Genomic DNA, 18538 nt, shown 5'->3' on the forward strand with positions numbered 1-18538 from the left:
AATGAAAATTAATAAGACTAATGCAGCGAGGCTTTTGGATAAAGCTAAAATCGCATACGAACTGATTCCCTATGAAGTGGATGAAAATGATTTGAGTGCTATTCATGTGGCAGATAGCTTGGGGGAGAATATCGAGCAGGTATTCAAAACCCTTGTGCTGCATGGTGACAAGAATGGCCATTTTGTTTGCGTCATTCCCGGTGAACATGAAGTGGATTTGAAACTGGCGGCTAAGGCCTCCGGCAATAAGAAGTGTGATCTTATTCCGATGAAGGAATTACTTCCCTTGACGGGGTATATTCGTGGAGGATGTACTCCTATCGGTATGAAGAAACCTTTCCCCACATACATTCATGAATCTTGTCTCAATTATCCTTATATCTACATAAGTGCAGGTCAGCGTGGCCTGCAACTTAAACTTGATCCAAATGATTTAATTAAGGAGGTTCATGCTGAAGTTTGCATCCTTTTTCATGACTAATTTCACTTTTTTACAGGTTATTTCAGCAAAATGTATATATTTGCATTTAATAAACGAAAATCAATCTAATTACTAATTTAAAAACTTATATCTATGTTCAAGAATCATCCTAAAGGTCTGTTGGCAGCTGCTATCTCCAATATGGGCGAAAGGTTTGGCTACTACATCATGAATGCCGTACTGGTACTGTTCCTCTGCTCCAAGTTCGGCCTGAGTGACGAGACCAGTTCCATTATCTATTCGGTCTTTTATTGTGGTATCTATGTATTGAGTTTGGTAGGTGGTATTATTGCCGATAGGACACAAAATTATAAAGGAACAATCATGTCAGGATTGATCGTGATGTCGTTGGGTTATGTCATTCTATCTATTCCTGTATTGTCTACTGCTGAAAATATTGGCTGGTTGCTTCCTTTGACTTGTGTCTCTTTGTTTTTCATTGCTTTCGGTAACGGACTTTTTAAAGGAAACCTACAGGCTATCGTAGGTCAGATGTACGACAATCTCGAAAAAGAAGCTGAGAAAAAAGGGCCTGAAGCCTTGAAACTGGCTAAAAGCCGTCGTGATTCCGGTTTTCAGATATTCTATGTATTCATCAATATTGGTGGGTTGATTGCACCTTTTGTTGCTCCCCTGCTCAGAGAATGGTGGCTGAAAGTTCATAGTATGATGTACAACGCTGATCTGCCTGCATTGTGCCATCAATATATTAAGGAAGGTGGCGATATGGCTTCTGATAATCTCTCTAATCTGAATGAACTGGTTGTCAAAGTAGGAGGCACGGTAACAACTGATTTGAGCGTTTTCTGTACCCAATATCTTGACGTATTTAATACAGGCATCCATTATTCGTTCATAGCTTCGGTGGTAGCTATGCTTATTTCTCTTTTCATTTTCATTGCGTGCCGGAAGGTGTTCCCTACACCGGGCAAGAAGGAAAAGACGGAATCGGTGACTTATACCCCCGCAGAGAAAGCAGCTATGGCAAAGGAAATAAAGCAACGTCTGTATGCATTGTTCGCTGTATTAGGTATCGTGATTTTCTTCTGGTTCTCATTCCACCAGAACGGCCAGTCGCTTTCACTTTTTGCCCGCGACTTCGTAGTAACCGATAGTATTGCACCCGAAATTTGGCAAGCTGTGAATCCATTCTTTGTGATAGTACTTACTCCGCTCATCATGCTTTTCTTTGGTACACTTGCCCGTCGTGGTCAGCAAATTTCTACTCCTAAGAAGATTGCCATAGGTATGGGGATTGCAGGACTTGCCTTCTTATTCCTTACCATTTATTCGGCAATGCAAGGTTATCCTTCAGGCACTGAATTCAAGGCAATGGCTGACTCTGCCAAAGCAGGATTGAAGGCTGGTCCGTGGGTGCTGATTGTGGTTTATTTCTTCTTGACTGTAGCTGAGCTTTTCATTTCGCCGCTTGGTCTTTCATTTGTTTCTAAGGTAGCTCCCAAGCATATTCAGGGCTTGTGTCAAGGCTTGTGGCTTGGTGCAACAGCGATAGGAAATCTCTTCTTATTCCTTGGTCCTATGATGTATAATAAGATTCCTATCTGGCAGTGCTGGACTGTATTCTTTGTTATTTGTCTTGTGTCAATGGGTGTTATGTTTGGCATGGTAAAATGGCTGGAACGAGTAACGGAATAATTAGAAATTGAAAATTAAAAATTAAAGGCTGCGCAAGGTTCTCTTTTGAACTGCGCAGCCTTTAATTTTTAATTCTCAATTCTCAATTGATCTCCAGCCCCATTATAAAGTCATTCATATAATATCCGTTCCCTATCGGAAAATCCCCTTCCCTCAGTTTTTTCATTCCCATGCGTTCATAGAAATTCAGCGCTTTATTGTTACGGTTCACATTTAGTTCCATCAGGCATCGGCCGGGATGTACTTCCTTGATATATTTGACGGCTTCATGGAATAAGAAGCTGCCGCAATGTGAGCCTTGAAAGGAGGGGAGTACATATATTTTCTGTAGATGAAATAGGTCTTCACCTTGTTGTTGCACAGATACATAACCACACACTTCATTGTCCTTGTACCCAATGAAATATACATGTCCTTCTTCTTCCATTTGCTTGCGGATGTTCTCTATGGAGTACATCCATTCCATCATGTAATCGTTTTGCTCCGGTGAAAGTATGTCCTTGTAAGTCTCCGGAAATATCTGCCATGCAAGTTTGTGAATCAACTCACAATCGGCTGTAGTTGCTTTTCTGATAGTTAACATAGTTCACTGTATTTATATCTTTTCCGCAAAGATACATTTTTCTCTTATATGTTATTCTCTCCCTTGGCGCTTTATTAATGAGGTGTGAATAGATAATAGTGTTAATTAAATAAAATGCAAGGTACTTTGTATTGCATAGTACTAAGATAATACATATATTTGTGTCATACAAAGAAAGGCTCTATTTCAATCAGTTGCCATCTTTGCTATAAAATAGAAAATTGTCGAATCGTAAACCAATAAGAGATGGACGTAAATAATGTAAAGTCGCAAATGCGTAAGGGCATGTTAGAGTATTGCATCATGCTACTGCTTCACAAAGAACCAGCCTACGCTTCGGATATTATCCAGAAACTGAAAGAAGCCAAGCTGATTGTAGTGGAAGGGACGCTTTACCCGTTGCTCACTCGTCTGAAGAATGATGATCTGTTAAGTTACGAATGGATAGAGTCCACACAAGGGCCACCACGTAAATATTACAAGCTCACTCCAAAAGGGGAAGTTTTTCTGGGAGAGTTGGAAATCTCCTGGCGTGAGTTGAATGAAACGGTGAATCATATAGCCAATCGTTAGATTCAAGATATTAAAAACCTCGTATCAGTATAAATTTAAAAAACGAATAGCAATGAAAAAGACATTAACAGTAAATCTGGGCGGAACTGTTTTCCACATTGATGAAGACGCCTACCGCCTTTTGGATAATTATCTGTGCAATCTGAAACTGCACTTTAGAAGACAGGCCGGTGCTGATGAGATTGTAAATGACATCGAACTTCGCATCTCTGAACTTTTTTCAGAGAAGCTGACTGCTGGCTCTCAGGTGATCACTATAGCCGATGTGGAAGAAGTAATCAATCGCATAGGGAAACCTGAAGAAATGGAGACAGGTACGGAAGAGAATGCTGCTTCCGGAAATACTAAGGGCACTTCCGGTGAAGGTTATGGTTCCGGCTCTTGGAATAGTGATACTAATTCTTCTTACACTTCGACCCGTCGCCGTTTGTATCGCAATCCGGATGATAAAATGCTGGGTGGTGTGATAGGGGGACTTAGTGTTTATTTAGGCTGGGATTCCACCTGGTTCCGTTTGATTCTTGTTTTTTGCGCAATCTTTGGTTTCAAGTTCTTGATTCCTATCTATATCATTTGCTGGATAGTGATTCCCGAAGCTCGTACGGCGGCTGAAAAACTGAACATGCGCGGCGAAGCTGTTACGGTAGAGAACATTGGAAAGACCGTGACTGACGGTTTTGAGAGAGTTGCAAATAATGTAAACGATTATGTGCGGTCGGATAAGCCTCGTACTTCTTTGCAAAGAACCGGTGATACGTTATTAATGATTGTCGGTTGGTTCCTGAAGGTTTGTCTGGTTATTGTGGCTATCATTTGCAGTCCGGTACTGTTTGTTTTCGGTATTGTATTTGTAGCTTTGCTCTTTGCCGCTATTGCGGTAGCCATTGGCGGTGGCGCAGCGTTGATGTCTTGGTTCCCGGCTATTGACTTTGTATTACCTACATCTCCTTTGTCAGCCATCGTACTATATATTGCAGGTATCCTCGTAGTGGGTATTCCTCTGGTCAGCCTTGTTTTCGCAATCTTCCGTCCGGTGTTCAATTGGCAGCCCATGGTTTCCGGGTTGAAGTGGACATTACTCATTCTGTGGATTGTCAGTGCTACCATTTTCTTTATCTGCTATACCATGCAAGGATTTACATTCCCGGAATTGCTGATGCGAGGGTAACAGATTGTTATTTTAGTTTTTCTGGGGGCTTGGAGATGTTCTTAAAAATATCTCCAAGCTATTTTTAGTTAATCATGCGAATCGGGAGTTGGAATTAGCTCTTTCTTGTAGGGTTTTGAATATATTTTAGACACGGATTACACGGATTACGCTGTTGCAGTATATAAAAACAACAGTGTAATCCGTGTAATCCGTGTCTTAAATCTCATTTATCATTTGCCTCATTACTTTTCGGTTTTGAACGAAGTGATGATTTATTTTTTAGACGCGGATGACACGGATGACGCAGATTTTTTATTTATTGATGTGACAGCGCAGCCTTTAAATCCGTGTCATCCGTGTCATCTGCGTCTAAGAGATTGAATACATAGGCTAAAATCATTTACCTCATTTCTGCACCGAAATGAAGCAAACTTTTGATGCGCTTGCCCTGATTGTTTTCTGTAGAATTCATTTTTCCGAAATAAGCAAATAGGGGGCTTTTACAGCCCCCTATACTCCCTTTCCGCATCGAAGCAAGGACAACGTTTCACGGGATTCAGGTCGTGATGGCTTACAATCAGCGCCCGTGGGAAGATGCGTTTCAGCTCGCGAAGCAGAGCAAGCAGCGCAGCCTTCTGTTCTAAGGTGCGGGTATCGGCCGGACGGCCTTCAGCATCCAGTCCTCCTTCGTAACAGATGCCGATGGAGTGCCGGTTGTGATTGAGGCAATGCGCCCCGATTTTTTCCGGTGGACGGCCGCGGTGGATTTCACCGTCACGAGTCACGTAGAAATGATAACCGATGTCGCTGAATCCGCGGTGGCGGATGTGGTCGCGGCGGCAATCCTCAAAGCTCAGGCTCACGCCCTGAGGCGTGGCCGAGCAATGGACAATGAGCAAGGTGATCGTTCGCATACCTATCGGCAAGCTCCCAATCCTAAGGCTCCCGCAATAGCGGTGGCTACGGTGATGATTACTTTGAGGACAATGCCCCACACTGATTTTGACTTTTTTTCTTCATTCATGGCAGATTGAGATTTAGAAATTAGGAATTAAAAATAAGAAACTGAAAGCGTTGGATTCTATCCCAGCGGATTTTCATCCACCCCGCCTTGGCCTCCCCCTGAGCCGCCTCCGGGTGTGTTGCCGGACGCGCTGCTGTCCACGGTGTACATGGAAGACTCTTTCAACTGTCCTTCCAGGTTAATCTGGGCATTGCTCAGCTCACCTGTGGCACGGGCGCGGAGCTTCAACCCCTTTACATTATTGGCCAGTGAGAAGTCGGCGGCAGACTGCGCGCCTCCTTTGCTGATGATTCCCACGGAGAAGATTGCCAGGTCGTCCATTTTCACATTCTTACCGTCCAGAATCAGTTCCTTGGTGCAGGAAACCATGTCTGTCAGCACTCCCTTGATGACACCACTTGAGTAGGGGGTGTTGTGGTTGGACATGTGTTTGGCAAGCTTCTCGATGTCGAAAGTCTCCTCAATCACGGGACGTGCATACCAGAGACCTTTCAGCGGGCTGTTCTCGCCCGTCACTTGATACTTTTTGTAACGAATCATGGATTAATAAATAAATTAAAGATTAATAATTAAAAAATTAAAGATTCACTGTGTTGAACTCAACGATGCAAAGGTAATACAGAGCAGATGGGCGTTTTCCGCTTTCGGAGGGTTCTGGTCGGTTCTGGTCGTTTTTAGCCTGTTATTTATATCCGTATACTTGATTATGTCATGATTTATGGCTACTTTTGTAGAACTAAAAACACATAAATATCAGATATGAACTCTTTTGAAATCCGTACCTATGGGCGTACTGAACTTGCCCTTCTCTATAACCCCGGACTTTGTCCCGACTCTGCCTATCGCAAACTGAAACAGTGGATTGCCCTTTGTCCCGGCTTGCATGACGGTCTGGCCGCTTTGGGAATCTCTTCCCGTTCGCGCACCTATACGCCTGCCCAGGTGAGACTGATAGTAGGCGCACTTGGGGAACCTTAAAGTTGAGGTCTGGCGGCGTAAAGCTGAGGTTGGGCGATGCAAAGCTGAGGTTGGTAATGGTGAGGTTGGTACACTTGGTACAGATGTTCACTTGGCTCTTTTTCCTCACACACGTGCGCGCGTATAGAGAGTTGTAAATCTTCATCACTGACTTCTCACCACTACCACTCTTTACCGTCTACCCGGTTTTCGATAAGTGCCGTTTCTGTCCACACTTTCTACCAAACCGTGCTTTTGCAAGCGCTTCAGCCAAGTGGAGGCGGTTTCGTGCTTGATGCCCATCTCTTCGGCTTTCTGCATGAATTCAGCCCGTTTGAATTCATCTTCCATACATTGCAACAGCGCATCCCGGTCGGCATTTCCCCGTCTGGTCACTTGGGGGGCAGGAAGGAAAGAGAGGATGTGGGTGGCGTGGCGGTAGAGTTTTTCGGCGAGCGAAAGTACGGCATGGAAATCGTCGGGGGTGATGGCAAGATCCCACAGAGTGACGATATGGTCTTTCAGATTGTCGGGATTGATAGTGGGATCGGGTGATACATAGGGTGATTGGGTTATCTCCCCTTGCTCCAACGCACGTAGTATTGCCACCACCTCCATGATTCGGCAGATATTGATGGCCAGACGTGCCACGCTACTCGACATTTCGCTACCGTTTGCCAGTTCTGAGCGAGTGAACAGTTGGGAGAACAGTTGGTTGAATTCCTTCTTCTGCTCCTGGGTGAGACGTAGTGTGAAAGTGCCACCCATGACGATGGTCTTTTGTTTTTCTTTCCATTCCAAGCCCAGTGCGGTAAATGTCTTTTCGAGATCATTGTCGTTGAGGTCGAACTGGTCTTGCCACTGGTGTATGCCGGGCATATAGTAGAATAGCTCTCGCGAAAACAGTCCGTTTTCGGCAGTGGGTATCAGTGCTTTCACCTGTTCGGGGGTGCCTGACAGGAGTAAGGAGAGATAACTCTTTTGCACTTCACGGTATTCCTGGTCGGTGCGTCGGTTGTAGGATAACTGGTCGTGGTCGAAAGCCTTTCGCATGGTGTCGCTCCAGTGTCCGTGTTCCGATCCGATGGCGGTGGATATGGTGTCGGCTTCGTTTTCGCATATCAGGCCTGTCCCGCCAGAATCTATCAGGTTTTGCAGGATGCCTGTTCCTGTATTGTTTCCGGATATGAGGAACATCTTGTTGGGCGGCATGATGGGAGCTTCGGCTTTTTTCCGTTCTTTGCCTAAAGCCTCGTATTTTGCTTTTTCGCGCCGGTAGGATTCCATGCTTTCGGCTACCTGCTTTCGGATATCATCGTGAATGGGGGTTACCAGCAGGCGTACTAATGATAGTACACCTTTTCCCGATGTGGATGGTGCCACGATAAAATTTTGCAAGCAGGGCGACTTCATTTTTCCTCCGTATGCACACTGGACGTGCCGCCCCATACTGGCACCCAGCACTGTGATTGTTCCCAGCAGGAGGACATCTTCTTGGGCGGGGGAGGTGCCGCATTTCAGAATGCGTTCCAGTGGGTAGGGCCACTTTATGTGTTCGTCGAAAGTTGGCAAGGGCGATATCGGGTCACTGTCCGTTGTGGTGTCATCCTCACATACGCCTGCTTCTTTTTTGCGCACGCGTGTGTGTGAGGCGGAAGAAGAGGGTGAACCTTGTGTACCAAGTGTACCAACGTCGGATGGAATTTCGGATTGGATTTTGACGCCGCACAGTTCGGCCAGATGGAAGGCGCTGCCTATGTGCACGTTGTTACGTCCGTTTTTCAGCGCATTGCTGAATAGTTTTCCGGCTGCCTGCGGGTCATACTTTGACGACAGGCTGCACAAGGTGAGAAAATCTTGGCGGCCCGCCTCTCCGCAGTCGTTTGCGATGGCAAAAGCGAGTTGTATATACTCTTGATAGGTGGGAGCTATGTCTGCTCTCGCATTTCTGACGGCTTCGGTCAGGAGATGCAATGATGATAGTGCGTCCATTGTATTTATGATTTATAATTTATGATTTGCGATTCTGATCAATGCTTTCGGGTCGTGGCATAGGAAGCAGGAGCGTACGAGGTCTTTTCCCGATGTATCCACTCCTTTTTCCGATTGTTGCTGGTCGGTGTCGTACATACAGTGTACATAGTTCATGGCCCAGTAGATTCCGTCCGAAGTGTTTTGTCCGGGGATGCAGGGCACAAAGGCCTTCACGCCGCGTCCGGTAGGACTGACGAACACTAATGCCGGGCACAGATAAGGATCGTCGAATAATTGTTGGCGCAGTTTTTCGGCCTCTTCGGTGGAATCGAGGTGGTCGATGTCCACAACCATTAGTCCGGACTGTTCTTCTATGCAGTCGCTCCGCCGGCGGGTGAAGACTCCGCATGGGGTCACGTAGGGCAGTGTCTGCTGCTTCAAGAGGCGGCAGGCGTTGTCGTCACCCCGCAGTGCGGCGTCGCGTACATCGAGAGTGAGCGCGGCAAGTTTCGCGTTAGCGGTGACCAGTTGGTATACTTCGCTAAGTTCTACTGTGCGTAGCGGGGTCAGAGTGGCGCTTTTCAGGGTCCTTCCGGTCGCTTTGTCTTTTATTGGTGAGATAGGGGGCATGAATAGCGACATTCTAAAAAAGTTTTCCATTGCGTTGTTTTTAAAATTTTGTGCAAAGGTCGCCTCTTTTTTTTGAGTGAACTATTATGGATTTATTTTCACGTCATATCCATAAGGATCTATGTGTTCCGTATCTTCCAGCTTTATCACTGCCCACACTTTTCTTAGCTCTGTTCTTATACTGCTTAATTTCAGCGGGATATCTCTTCCATTGTCATGCTTTAATATCTCTCCACTTGCGAATAAATGTGCTGCCAAATCGCTGATTGTCTTGATCCCGAGTCCTTTATAAGCTCCTAATTTGAAGGCTCTGAGTGTACTTACGTATCTGTAGGTGTTAATTCCAAAATATATCCGTTCAGCCAGCCATTCTTCCTTAATGATGCTGACGTCACTCACTCTTTTTCTACTTAGATTCCTCTGTTCTACAATACGATAGGTCTTGTTTCTTTGGTTAGACTCATTAGATTCTTCGTTTTTTTTATACTTTCCATTTTGTTTATATGTTGATTGTTCATTAACTAATATTTGCAATGTTGAAAAAAGTACAAAAGTATGAGATAAAGATGAAGGGTGAAAATAGAATATGAAATAAATGAAAAATAAGTCGCTTTTTAGGAAGGTAAATGGTTGATGTGTAGTGGATTAATATGTGCTTTTAGGGGTGTTTAAAAAACGTTCGTTTAATGTACGCAAAGATAAGCGTGTTTTTTTAACTGACAAAATGTTTGATAGAAAATATTTTTGTACCGTCTGTTTTATCTATCTAAGTTGTTGAATATAAGCGATAAAGATTTTATAAAAATATAAGTTAATATCCACTCTTTTTATGCCTATCTCAATCCTGAGACTTTTAAAAATCTTTACGCATAAAAAACGAACGATTAAAAGATGATATTTCTATTTAACTGGTTCGTTTATAGCTTTTTACCTTCAAGGTAATGAATTACTGCATAAAATCTGTTGGCAAGAAGGACGCAAAGCTTGTCGTATTTTACATAAAGCGTTCGCAAGTGATTGAAACTCAGTCGTGTGTAAGGGTTTCAAAGCCCCAAGAGAACACCCTTTTCTGAAATAGCCCCTAAAATGGAAGTGGATAAAGAAACCGAAATATGGTATGCGATGCGCGCCACCTATCGTAGAGAGCCTGATGCGATGCGTTTGCTTGAAAAGGAGAAGTTAGGTTGTTTCATTCCCATGCAGTATAAGGTTAGCATAAAGAAAGGCAGGAAAGTCCGGGCTTTGGTTCCTGTCGTCCATAATCTGCTATTTGTCCATGCCCGTCCTTCGGATGTGAAGCGCGTGAAGTCTCAGGTTAGTTACCTGCAATACATCACTGATACCCGCAGCGGACAGAAGATTATTATCTCCGACAGTGAGATGCAGCGCTTTATTGCTGTGGCTGGTACTTACAATGACCATCTCATGTATTTCCAACCTGATGAACTGAATTTGTCCAAGGGTACGAAAGTCCGTATCACGGGCGGTGACTTCGAAGGCCAGGAAGGCATTTTCTTGAAAGTGAAAGGGGCTCGCGATCGTCGTGTGGTTATCGAAATACAAGGTGTTATTGCCGTTGCGCTTGCTACCATTCATCCTGATCTTATAGAAGTAATCAATAATTGACAGTAGATAAGTCTTTCACAAGTCATCGACAGTCGATTAATCATAAATCTGAAATCATAAATTAAAATAATTATGTCTCTTTCTGCAGAAACAGCTGCCCTTCAGCGTGCAGCGCATGAGCTGATGTATTTGGGTGTTGACGGGAGTCCCATCTATAGCGATGACTTGTCCCGTCGTAACGGTGAAGTCTACCGCCTGACTACTGCTTTGTATAATTCTGGTGTCAAAGGTTCTACTGTGGAAGAACAGGCGAACGTTTGTCTCGCTCTTTTGATGGGCTACAGTGCCTCGTTCATTGATCACGGTGAGAAGCAGCGGCATGTTCAGGAAGTGTTGGATCGCTGTTGGGATATCCTTGATGTTCTTCCTGCCTCGCTATTAAAACTTCGTCTGCTGACTGTCTGTTATGGTGAAGTCTTCGACGAACCTTTGGCTGACGAAGGCCGTACGATTATCGCTTCCTGGGATTCCGCATCACTTACTACTGAACAGCAGGAGGCTGTGGCAGAGTTTCAGAATGTGATTGAGAATCCCTATCCGTGGGAAGAAATAGAAGATTAAGCGTCTTGCGATGTAGCCCTCTTCACCTTTTGAGGAAAAAACTCTGTGTACACAGTGTCCTCTGTGGTGAAAATTAGTATATTTGCATATCTCTAAAAACAGATGGCGAAAATGGAACAGATGCGTAAATTGCCGATCGGCATACAGACTTTTGAGGAAATACGTAAGGAGAATTATCTTTATGTAGATAAAACAGCTATGGTCTATCAGATTGTCAATTCCGGTAAACCTTATTTTTTGAGTCGCCCCCGTCGTTTCGGCAAAAGCCTGCTCCTTTCCACTTTCGAAGCATATTTCCAAGGTCGCAAGGACTTGTTTCAGGGACTTGCCATTGAGAAGTTGGAGACAAAATGGGAACAATATCCGGTATTTCATCTTGATCTGAACGCGGAAAAATATGATTGTGCCGAGAGCCTGAATCAAATGCTTTCGCGTAATCTGACCCTTTTGGAAGAAGAGTGGGGGAGCGATGTGGCTGAAATGACCCTTTCCACCCGTTTCTCCGGTGTCATTCGCCGTGCCAGCGAACAGACCGGTAAGCAAGTTGTAGTCTTGATTGACGAATACGACAAACCTCTTCTTCAAGCCATTTTGAACGAGCCTCTTCTGGACGAATATCGTAGTATCCTGAAAGCTTTCTATGGTGTTTTGAAAAGTTCCGACCGTTATCTTCGTTTTGTATTCTTGACGGGGGTTACCAAGTTCGCTCAAGTCAGTGTGTTCAGCGATCTGAACCAACTGAACGACATCAGTATGGACAAGGAATACAATGCCTTGTGCGGTATTACGAAAGATGAACTGGTAAAAGTCTTTACACCGGAAATACAACGTCTGAGCGAAAATGAGGAACTTACTTTTGAAGAAACCCTTTCCCGCCTGGAGAGACAATATGACGGTTATCACTTTTGTGAGAATACCGTGATTGGGTTGTTTAACCCTTTCAGTCTTTTGAATGTGTTCCAGAAAACGAAATTCGGCAATTATTGGTTTCAGACAGGCACTCCTACCTATCTTGTCAGCTTGCTTAAACAGAGTGATTATGATCTTCGGTTGCTGGTGAACGGTGTAGAAGTGACAGCTTCCGCTTTTTCCGAATATCGTGCGGAAGCTAACAACCCGCTTCCGATGATTTACCAAAGTGGTTATCTGACTATCAAGGATTATGATAAGGAGTTTTTGCTCTATACATTGGCGTTTCCCAACGACGAGGTTCGTTACGGCTTTCTCAACTTCCTGGTTCCTTTCTATACAAAGGTTACTGACGATGAAACTGGTTTTCATATTGCCAAGTTCATGCGCGAGCTCCGCGCTCACGATGTGAATGCTTTCATGGAACGCTTGAAAGTCTTCTTTGCCGGCATTCCTTACGACTTAAGCGGTAATACGGAGCGTCACTATCAAGCCGTGTTTTATATTGTCTTCACCCTGATGGGGCAGTTTGTAGACACCGAGGTACGTAGCTCCCGTGGTCGTGCCGATGCGGTGGTGAAGACCAAAGACACCATCTTTGTATTTGAGTTCAAATTGGATGGCAGTGCTGAAGATGCCTTGAAACAGATTGATGAAAAAGACTATCTGATACCTTATCGGCTGGATGGTAGACGTTTGGTGAAGATAGGCGTGAACTTCAGTAAGGAGACGAGGAATATAGAACGGTATTTGGTGGAAGAATAATATACAAATAAACATCCAGTTTTTTTTTGTAAGCACTCATTGCATGGCTCTTGCCTCTTTTTTCTTTCCGTGTTACCTTTGTGTTCATACATTTAAATTATTCGGTTATGAACATGAGTGAATTTTACAGTGAATTTTTATTCCGTTATCAAACTGATGATGCTCCCCGTAAGATTCAAAAGCTGTTGCCTTGTCTAAAGCTGTTGTTACTTAAAGCAAAATCCGTGCTTAACATAGATGAGACCTGGTATAGAGTACGAATCGTGACTGATGAATTGATAGAGGGTAACAAGGACTATGAGAGTCTACTTCCAGGTAAATTAGCCCTTCAGGCAATCTAATTAAACTTAAAAAATAAATCTACTCAACTGCTATATGATTGATTTTCAATTAGGGGTAAAGCAATTGGGGGCTTACCCAGCATCGGGCTCATAGACTCCAGAAGTGTAAGAACGTCCCATCATATAGACAGCAGTGAATATGGCATTGATGGTGGAAAAAAAGTCAAAGGAAGAAAAGAGCACATCATTGTTGATATACTTGGATTCATGCTGCAAATATCCATGATAGCGTAGGGGCTGTCCAGCCTATAAAACAACTTCGGTATATATTTCCAAGACTAAAGAAGATTATAGCTGACGGCGGATATAGAGGAACGTTAGCTGGCATAGTGAAAGATCCGGGATGGGAATTAGCGGTAGTACTCCGTCCGGATGAAGCATCAAAAAAGTTTCAGATAACACCTTTGAGATGGATTGTAGAACGGACTTTTTCCTGGATTGAAAATTACAGAAGGATGACCACTGATTACGAATACAAAACAGAATCAGCAGAAGCAATGCTACAAATAACATTTTGTCCAATCATGCTCAAAAAAACTTTTGAAATAAATTCAAAACAGATTCTAAATATATGAAGACAATAATGCTAGTGTTTGGAACTCGTCCAGAGGCAATAAAAATGTGCCCACTGGTAAAAGAGTTGCAGAAACATAAAAATGAATTTAAAACTATTGTTTGTGTAACAGGGCAACATCGAGAAATGCTTGATCAAGTTCTTCAAATCTTTGACATTAAACCTGATTATGATTTGAATATCATGAAACAAGGTCAAGATTTATATGATATTACTGCACGAGTATTGACTGGTATGCGTGATGTTCTCAAAGAATGTAAACCTGATGTTGTCCTTGTTCATGGCGATACAACAACCTCTACAGCATCCGCTTTAGCTGCGTTCTATCAACAGATTCCTGTTGGACATGTTGAAGCAGGTCTTCGTACTCATACTATATATAGTCCTTGGCCTGAAGAGGTGAACCGTCAAATTACAGGTCGTATTGCTACATACAATTTTGCTCCAACGTCACTTGCTGAAAGCAACTTGAAAGAAGAAAAAGCTCAAGGAGATATTTTTGTTACAGGTAATACAGTAATTGATGCCCTCCATATTGTTGTAGAGAAACTCAAGACTGATGATATCCTTCGTGCTGAGCAGGATAAAATTCTGCTTGAGGCTGGTTATGATGTAAAGAGGTTTGCTGACGGCAAGAAACTCGTCTTGATTACAGGACATAGACGTGAGAACTTTGGTGATGGTTTCATACGTATGGTTTCTGCTATGAAGGATTTATCTGAGAAATATCCGGATGTTGACTTCGTATATCCTATGCACTTGAATCCTAACGTACGCAAGCCAATTCATGAAGTATTTGGTAAGAATCTTACTCGTCCTAACTTCTTCTTCATTGAGCCTCTACAATACCTTGAGTTCGTGCATCTCATGAGCAAAGCCAACATTGTCCTCACCGACTCTGGTGGCATTCAGGAGGAAGCGCCAGGCCTTGGCAAACCTGTTCTCGTGATGCGCGACACCACTGAACGTCCTGAGGCACTCGCCAGTGGCACCGTTCACCTTGTGGGCACCGATTACGATAAAATCGTCACCGAAGTCAGCACCCTCCTCAACGATCCCGCAGCTTATGAGAAGATGTCACATGCTGTCAATCCTTATGGTGATGGTCAAGCATGCCGTCGCATAGCCGCCGTTCTCGCAGACAAGGATACTGACCGTTATGAGGCGAGGTAATTTAGAAGACTAGCAAAATAACAACCAGAAGGTTGACACATCCTCTGGAAGGAGTGAAATGTCTCCTCCTGGTTAATATGGATAAACATAAATATATGATAAATATCACTTTACAGCTAATGGGGGAGGGAGATTGGTAGTTGATTATAAAAAATTTCAGACATGGCATAAGAAATCATTCTTGAGCATGTTCTTTGGTCTTCCTGAATTTCGGTACTTGTTTTTTTATAGGTTAAGAATAAATTGCTTAATATTTAGAATACTCTTGAAACCCTTACAATTCTTTAACTGCCATAACTTGTTCATAGGATGCAGCGATATCGGGGGAGGGCTTTTTATTGAGCATGGTTTCTCAACAATTGTCTCATGCGCCAAAATGGGAGAGAATTGCATGATTAACCAACAAGTTACTATCGGATGGAAAAGCATTATCGGAGACAATGTAAAGATTAGAACCGGGGCTTTTATAAAAGACCGGGTTGTGATAGGTAATGATGTAATTATTGGTGCTGGAGCTGTTGTTATAAGAGATGTGCCTCCACATTCCATTGTTGTAGGAACGCCAGCAAGGGTGATAAAGACAAGGAACTCAGAGTCTGAGCCATGGGTCGAAGTAGGCTAATTAATGATAGGTGCGTCCAAGTGAGAAGCATTTGTCATTCCTCCAATGTATATTTCTGGTAGCAAATTCTGTTAACCAAAATAATAAACAATTTATGCCATCTGCTGCTATAGTATCAAATAACAAGAGAATAGCAAAGAATACTATTATTCTGTATCTGCGATTGATTATTGTATTATTCCTTACTCTTTACATTTCAAGACTAGTACTTGACGTTTTAGGTGTTAATGATTTCGGTATATACAATGTTGTCAGCGGATTTGTTGCCATGTTCGCATTTTTAAATGCGTCTATGTCGAATGGTGTTCAACGCTTCTTTAATGTAGATATAGGAGCAAATAATGGTAGTAATATTAGTGAAATTTATACAATTTCATTGTATATTCAACTCATGTTGGCTGGATTACTATTCGTGATAGCAGAGTGCGTTGGTATATGGTACATCAATAATGTAATGGTTATACCTTCTGAACGACTGTTTGCAGCAAATTGGGTATTTCAGTTTTCAGTTTTTTCTTTTTTGTTTGTAATAATTCAAGTGCCTTATGTCGCTGTAATAATGGCTTATGAAAGAATGAATTATTACGCAGTCGTTAACATAGTCGATGTCGTTTTAAGATTTGTAGCTGTTATCGCTTTGAGATTTATCCATAGTATAGATGCTTTGATTTTATATGGTATTTTTATCTTTTTAGTATCGATAGTGAATTTTGTGTTTTATTTTTCATATACCAAGATTCAGTTTAAATTTATCAAGTTAATAAGGGGATTAGAAAAAAAAATATTTAGCCAAATGATTTCTTTTTCGAGATGGAATATATTTGGATCGTTTTCCTATATGATAAAGGATCAAGGTTTAAATATGCTTTTGAATGCTTATTTGGGACCTGTTGTAAACGCTGCAAGAGCGATCTCTTATCAAGTCGCAAGTGCTCTAAATGGTTTCTCGGTCAATATTTTCACAGCCTTTAGGCCACAGTTAATGCAATCGTATTCATCTAAGGATTATCAAAGAACAACTACATTAATGTTTTCAATGTCTAAGTTCACATTTTTTCTTATGATATTAATTTCTTTTCCAGTGATGATTGAAATCAAGTACATCCTTCAATTATGGCTAGGGGATAATATACCAGAGAATACTGCATTATTTACGATTATCATTGTCCTGAATATGCTTGTAACGAACTTTAATCCTCCAGTTTCACAAGTTGTACATGCGACAGGAAAAATGAAGAAGTATCAAATTGTTACAAGCATAATTCTCACTTCTATGTTGCCAATTTCATGGGTATTTCTGCATTTTGGCGCATCGCCAGAAACAGTTTTTTGGATTAGCTTAATAATATCTATAATAAATCAAATTGTTTGTTTGATTGTCTTGAAAGGTATTTTTGAATATAGTATTAGAAAATATCTTACTGATGTAATGATGCCTTGTGTACTCGTTAGTATTGTAGTACTACCGTTTTCTTATGGTGCGCATAAGCTTTTGGATATTGGATTCCTGAGACTGATTCTTGTGACTTTAATAAATATTGTACTTTCTGCTGTAGCTATCTTTAAATTAGGACTAAATAAGAAAGAACAAAGATTAGTAACAGGAACAATAAAGTTGAAAATTTTAAAAAAGCACAAATAATCATGAAGATTTTTATTGCGGATTTTTTGCCAATAAAAAACAAAGGGGAAGAAGCCATTTTAAGAGGTATTCAATCATTGTATGAAGAAGCGTTCCAAGAGAATATTGAATTCTATGTCTTCGGTCCTTCTGACACCATTGTAAAAGAGGATAATATTACATCTTTTCCTGTAAACTGGTGTTATCCGACTTATAAGTATCCTCAAAGATTTGTTGGCAGAATGGGGCTTATCCGAAGATTAATATGCGCCTTCTTTTTTAGATTGGGTATTTTCCCATATGTTAGCAGTATCTCGAAGCATCCAGAGGTGCTGAGTGTTTTAAAAGCAGCTGATGTCATTCTATTAGCTCATGATGGTTTTTATCATACCTTCTGTGCAGGACTTGGTTTGTATATAAAGAGAATGGGACTTCATTATTCTGTTCCAGGAACAGGCTTCTGTCCTATAAAGAAGTATAGTTTTTCAAACAAGCAATTAGATTACAAATTTTTCAGTTATTCTAATCTTAATGTTCTACGAGAAAACACCTGTTATGAATATCTTCAAGAATTGAACTTATCAAAGGGTGTATATCTATTACCTGATATGGCCTTCTACTGCAAGTCGACACCTGACGAGATCAGCGAGAGTAGAATGATAGCTGAAAAATATAAAATAGGCTTTGATAAAAATTTGAAATACATAGGTCTCACTATATGCGAGAACTCAATTTCTTTTCAAGGTAGCTTTCTGAAATCAAAACAAAAGTCTGATGATCACAGAAATTTCATTGCAAATCTTCTTGATGTCATAGCAGAAGAAATAAACTGCATATTTTTCTTTATACCGCATTGTATAGAGGAGGGTGCTGGTAACGATTTGAAGATTGCTAAAGATATTCACAAGAGAATGAAACATAGCGAAAAAGCTGTGATTATTCGCGAGGATCTTCCTGTAAACGTCCTGCGACCTTTGATTCAAACTCTCGATTTTATGTTGGGGGAAAGAACTCATTCAATTATCAATTCGTCAAGTATGTGCACACCGTATTTCATGCTCACTTCGAGTCTCGATTTTCGCAGTCATGACATCATAGGAAAAGGTATAGGATTGCCAAGTCAGATAATTGATTTAGATGATCCGAATCTTGAAATTGTAAAACAAAGAATTCTTGATGGAATTAATAATGGAGTTGCAATTATTGAGACACTAAAAGAATACAAGAACATAGTGGAGAATAGTCGACAGCAGCTGATACGATTACTACCATCTACAACAGCAAAAAAAACGTAGGAATATATTGTACAATAAATATT

At 41.8% G+C, this 18538-nt stretch carries 20 protein-coding genes and 1 pseudogene; 14 read left to right on the forward strand and 7 right to left on the reverse strand.

The window, feature by feature from the left end; genetic code table 11:
* The first annotated feature begins 1 nt into the window (after position 1).
* Positions 2 to 481, forward strand: coding sequence for a Cys-tRNA(Pro) deacylase (gene ybaK / locus BUC01_RS16475; protein WP_007213889.1), 480 nt, complete (start codon positions 2 to 4; stop codon positions 479 to 481).
* A 93-nt stretch (positions 482 to 574) separates the two neighbouring features.
* Positions 575 to 2137 carry a peptide MFS transporter gene (locus BUC01_RS16480; RefSeq protein WP_025833959.1) on the forward strand — a complete coding sequence of 521 codons (1563 nt, stop codon included), beginning with the start codon at positions 575 to 577 and terminating at the stop codon, positions 2135 to 2137.
* Positions 2138 to 2219: 82 nt separating this feature from the next.
* Here the strand turns inward: BUC01_RS16480 and BUC01_RS16485 are convergent, their stop codons facing one another.
* A complete protein-coding gene (locus BUC01_RS16485; protein ID WP_025833960.1) occupies positions 2220 to 2720 on the reverse strand; it encodes a GNAT family N-acetyltransferase in 501 nt (166 codons plus the stop codon).
* Positions 2721 to 2966: 246 nt separating this feature from the next.
* On the opposite strand from BUC01_RS16485, the gene BUC01_RS16490 reads away from it, so the two are divergent.
* Both BUC01_RS16490 and BUC01_RS16495 read left to right on the forward strand, forming a co-directional pair.
* Positions 2967 to 3293: a PadR family transcriptional regulator gene (locus BUC01_RS16490; RefSeq protein ID WP_025833962.1), complete on the forward strand. Its 327-nt coding sequence runs from the start codon at positions 2967 to 2969 to the stop codon at positions 3291 to 3293.
* Between the two features lie 52 nt (positions 3294 to 3345).
* Positions 3346 to 4461, forward strand: a complete 1116-nt coding sequence (locus BUC01_RS16495; RefSeq protein ID WP_025833963.1) for a PspC domain-containing protein — start codon at positions 3346 to 3348, stop codon at positions 4459 to 4461.
* A gap of 482 nt (positions 4462 to 4943) precedes the next feature.
* On the opposite strand, the gene BUC01_RS16500 is transcribed toward BUC01_RS16495, so the two are convergent.
* Genes BUC01_RS16500 through BUC01_RS16505 form a run of 3 tightly spaced genes read right to left on the reverse strand, consistent with a single transcriptional unit; the run spans position 4944 to position 6007 of the window.
* Complete coding sequence (locus BUC01_RS16500; RefSeq protein WP_073314251.1) at positions 4944 to 5357, reverse strand: N-acetylmuramoyl-L-alanine amidase; 414 nt, start codon at positions 5355 to 5357, stop codon at positions 4944 to 4946.
* A 2-nt stretch (positions 5358 to 5359) separates the two neighbouring features.
* Positions 5360 to 5467: a smalltalk protein gene (locus tag BUC01_RS26235; protein ID WP_159106513.1), complete on the reverse strand. Its 108-nt coding sequence runs from the start codon at positions 5465 to 5467 to the stop codon at positions 5360 to 5362.
* Between the two features lie 57 nt (positions 5468 to 5524).
* Positions 5525 to 6007: an HU family DNA-binding protein gene (locus BUC01_RS16505; RefSeq protein ID WP_025833175.1), complete on the reverse strand. Its 483-nt coding sequence runs from the start codon at positions 6005 to 6007 to the stop codon at positions 5525 to 5527.
* Between the two features lie 219 nt (positions 6008 to 6226).
* Between BUC01_RS16505 and BUC01_RS16510 the strand changes: the two genes are divergently transcribed.
* Positions 6227 to 6445 carry a DUF4248 domain-containing protein gene (locus tag BUC01_RS16510; protein WP_025833173.1) on the forward strand — a complete coding sequence of 73 codons (219 nt, stop codon included), beginning with the start codon at positions 6227 to 6229 and terminating at the stop codon, positions 6443 to 6445.
* Between the two features lie 171 nt (positions 6446 to 6616).
* On the opposite strand, the gene BUC01_RS16515 is transcribed toward BUC01_RS16510, so the two are convergent.
* The 3 genes from BUC01_RS16515 to BUC01_RS16525 are packed head-to-tail and all read right to left on the reverse strand — an operon-like array spanning position 6617 to position 9427.
* Entirely contained in the window at positions 6617 to 8416 is a 1800-nt protein-coding gene (locus BUC01_RS16515; RefSeq protein WP_073314253.1) for a DUF3987 domain-containing protein, read from the reverse strand.
* A 12-nt stretch (positions 8417 to 8428) separates the two neighbouring features.
* Positions 8429 to 9058: a BT4734/BF3469 family protein gene (locus tag BUC01_RS16520; RefSeq protein ID WP_025833172.1), complete on the reverse strand. Its 630-nt coding sequence runs from the start codon at positions 9056 to 9058 to the stop codon at positions 8429 to 8431.
* Between the two features lie 54 nt (positions 9059 to 9112).
* Positions 9113 to 9427: a hypothetical protein gene (locus tag BUC01_RS16525; protein WP_051568816.1), complete on the reverse strand. Its 315-nt coding sequence runs from the start codon at positions 9425 to 9427 to the stop codon at positions 9113 to 9115.
* A gap of 687 nt (positions 9428 to 10114) precedes the next feature.
* Here BUC01_RS16525 and BUC01_RS16530 point away from each other — a divergent pair.
* The 9 genes and pseudogenes from BUC01_RS16530 to BUC01_RS16570 all read left to right on the forward strand — a co-directional run bounded on the left by BUC01_RS16530 (position 10115) and on the right by BUC01_RS16570 (position 18515).
* The gene (locus BUC01_RS16530) at positions 10115 to 10654 is read left to right on the forward strand and encodes a UpxY family transcription antiterminator (protein ID WP_025833169.1); all 540 of its coding nucleotides are present in this window, start codon (positions 10115 to 10117) and stop codon (positions 10652 to 10654) included.
* A gap of 72 nt (positions 10655 to 10726) precedes the next feature.
* Positions 10727 to 11215 (forward strand): UpxZ family transcription anti-terminator antagonist, encoded by a 489-nt coding sequence (locus tag BUC01_RS16535; protein WP_025833168.1) that lies wholly within the window; start codon positions 10727 to 10729, stop codon positions 11213 to 11215.
* Positions 11216 to 11326: 111 nt separating this feature from the next.
* Positions 11327 to 12889: an ATP-binding protein gene (locus BUC01_RS16540; RefSeq protein ID WP_025833167.1), complete on the forward strand. Its 1563-nt coding sequence runs from the start codon at positions 11327 to 11329 to the stop codon at positions 12887 to 12889.
* A 107-nt stretch (positions 12890 to 12996) separates the two neighbouring features.
* Complete coding sequence (locus BUC01_RS16545) at positions 12997 to 13230, forward strand: hypothetical protein (RefSeq protein ID WP_034524462.1); 234 nt, start codon at positions 12997 to 12999, stop codon at positions 13228 to 13230.
* Positions 13231 to 13311: 81 nt separating this feature from the next.
* Positions 13312 to 13805 (forward strand): annotated as a pseudogene (locus tag BUC01_RS16550) (transposase).
* Positions 13802 to 14977: a non-hydrolyzing UDP-N-acetylglucosamine 2-epimerase gene (gene wecB, locus BUC01_RS16555; protein WP_025833164.1), complete on the forward strand. Its 1176-nt coding sequence runs from the start codon at positions 13802 to 13804 to the stop codon at positions 14975 to 14977. The pseudogene BUC01_RS16550 and the gene wecB overlap by 4 nt, the downstream one beginning before the upstream one ends.
* 391 nt (positions 14978 to 15368) lie before the next feature.
* A complete protein-coding gene (locus BUC01_RS26110; protein ID WP_262484017.1) occupies positions 15369 to 15599 on the forward strand; it encodes an LbetaH domain-containing protein in 231 nt (76 codons plus the stop codon).
* Positions 15600 to 15693: 94 nt separating this feature from the next.
* Positions 15694 to 17241 (forward strand): MATE family efflux transporter, encoded by a 1548-nt coding sequence (locus BUC01_RS16565; protein ID WP_073314257.1) that lies wholly within the window; start codon positions 15694 to 15696, stop codon positions 17239 to 17241.
* Between the two features lie 2 nt (positions 17242 to 17243).
* Positions 17244 to 18515: a polysaccharide pyruvyl transferase family protein gene (locus BUC01_RS16570; RefSeq protein WP_073314259.1), complete on the forward strand. Its 1272-nt coding sequence runs from the start codon at positions 17244 to 17246 to the stop codon at positions 18513 to 18515.
* Positions 18516 to 18538 lie beyond the last annotated feature (23 nt).

It is taken from the genome of Bacteroides stercorirosoris, from assembly GCF_900142015.1.
In the GTDB taxonomy this organism is placed as follows: domain Bacteria; phylum Bacteroidota; class Bacteroidia; order Bacteroidales; family Bacteroidaceae; genus Bacteroides; species Bacteroides stercorirosoris.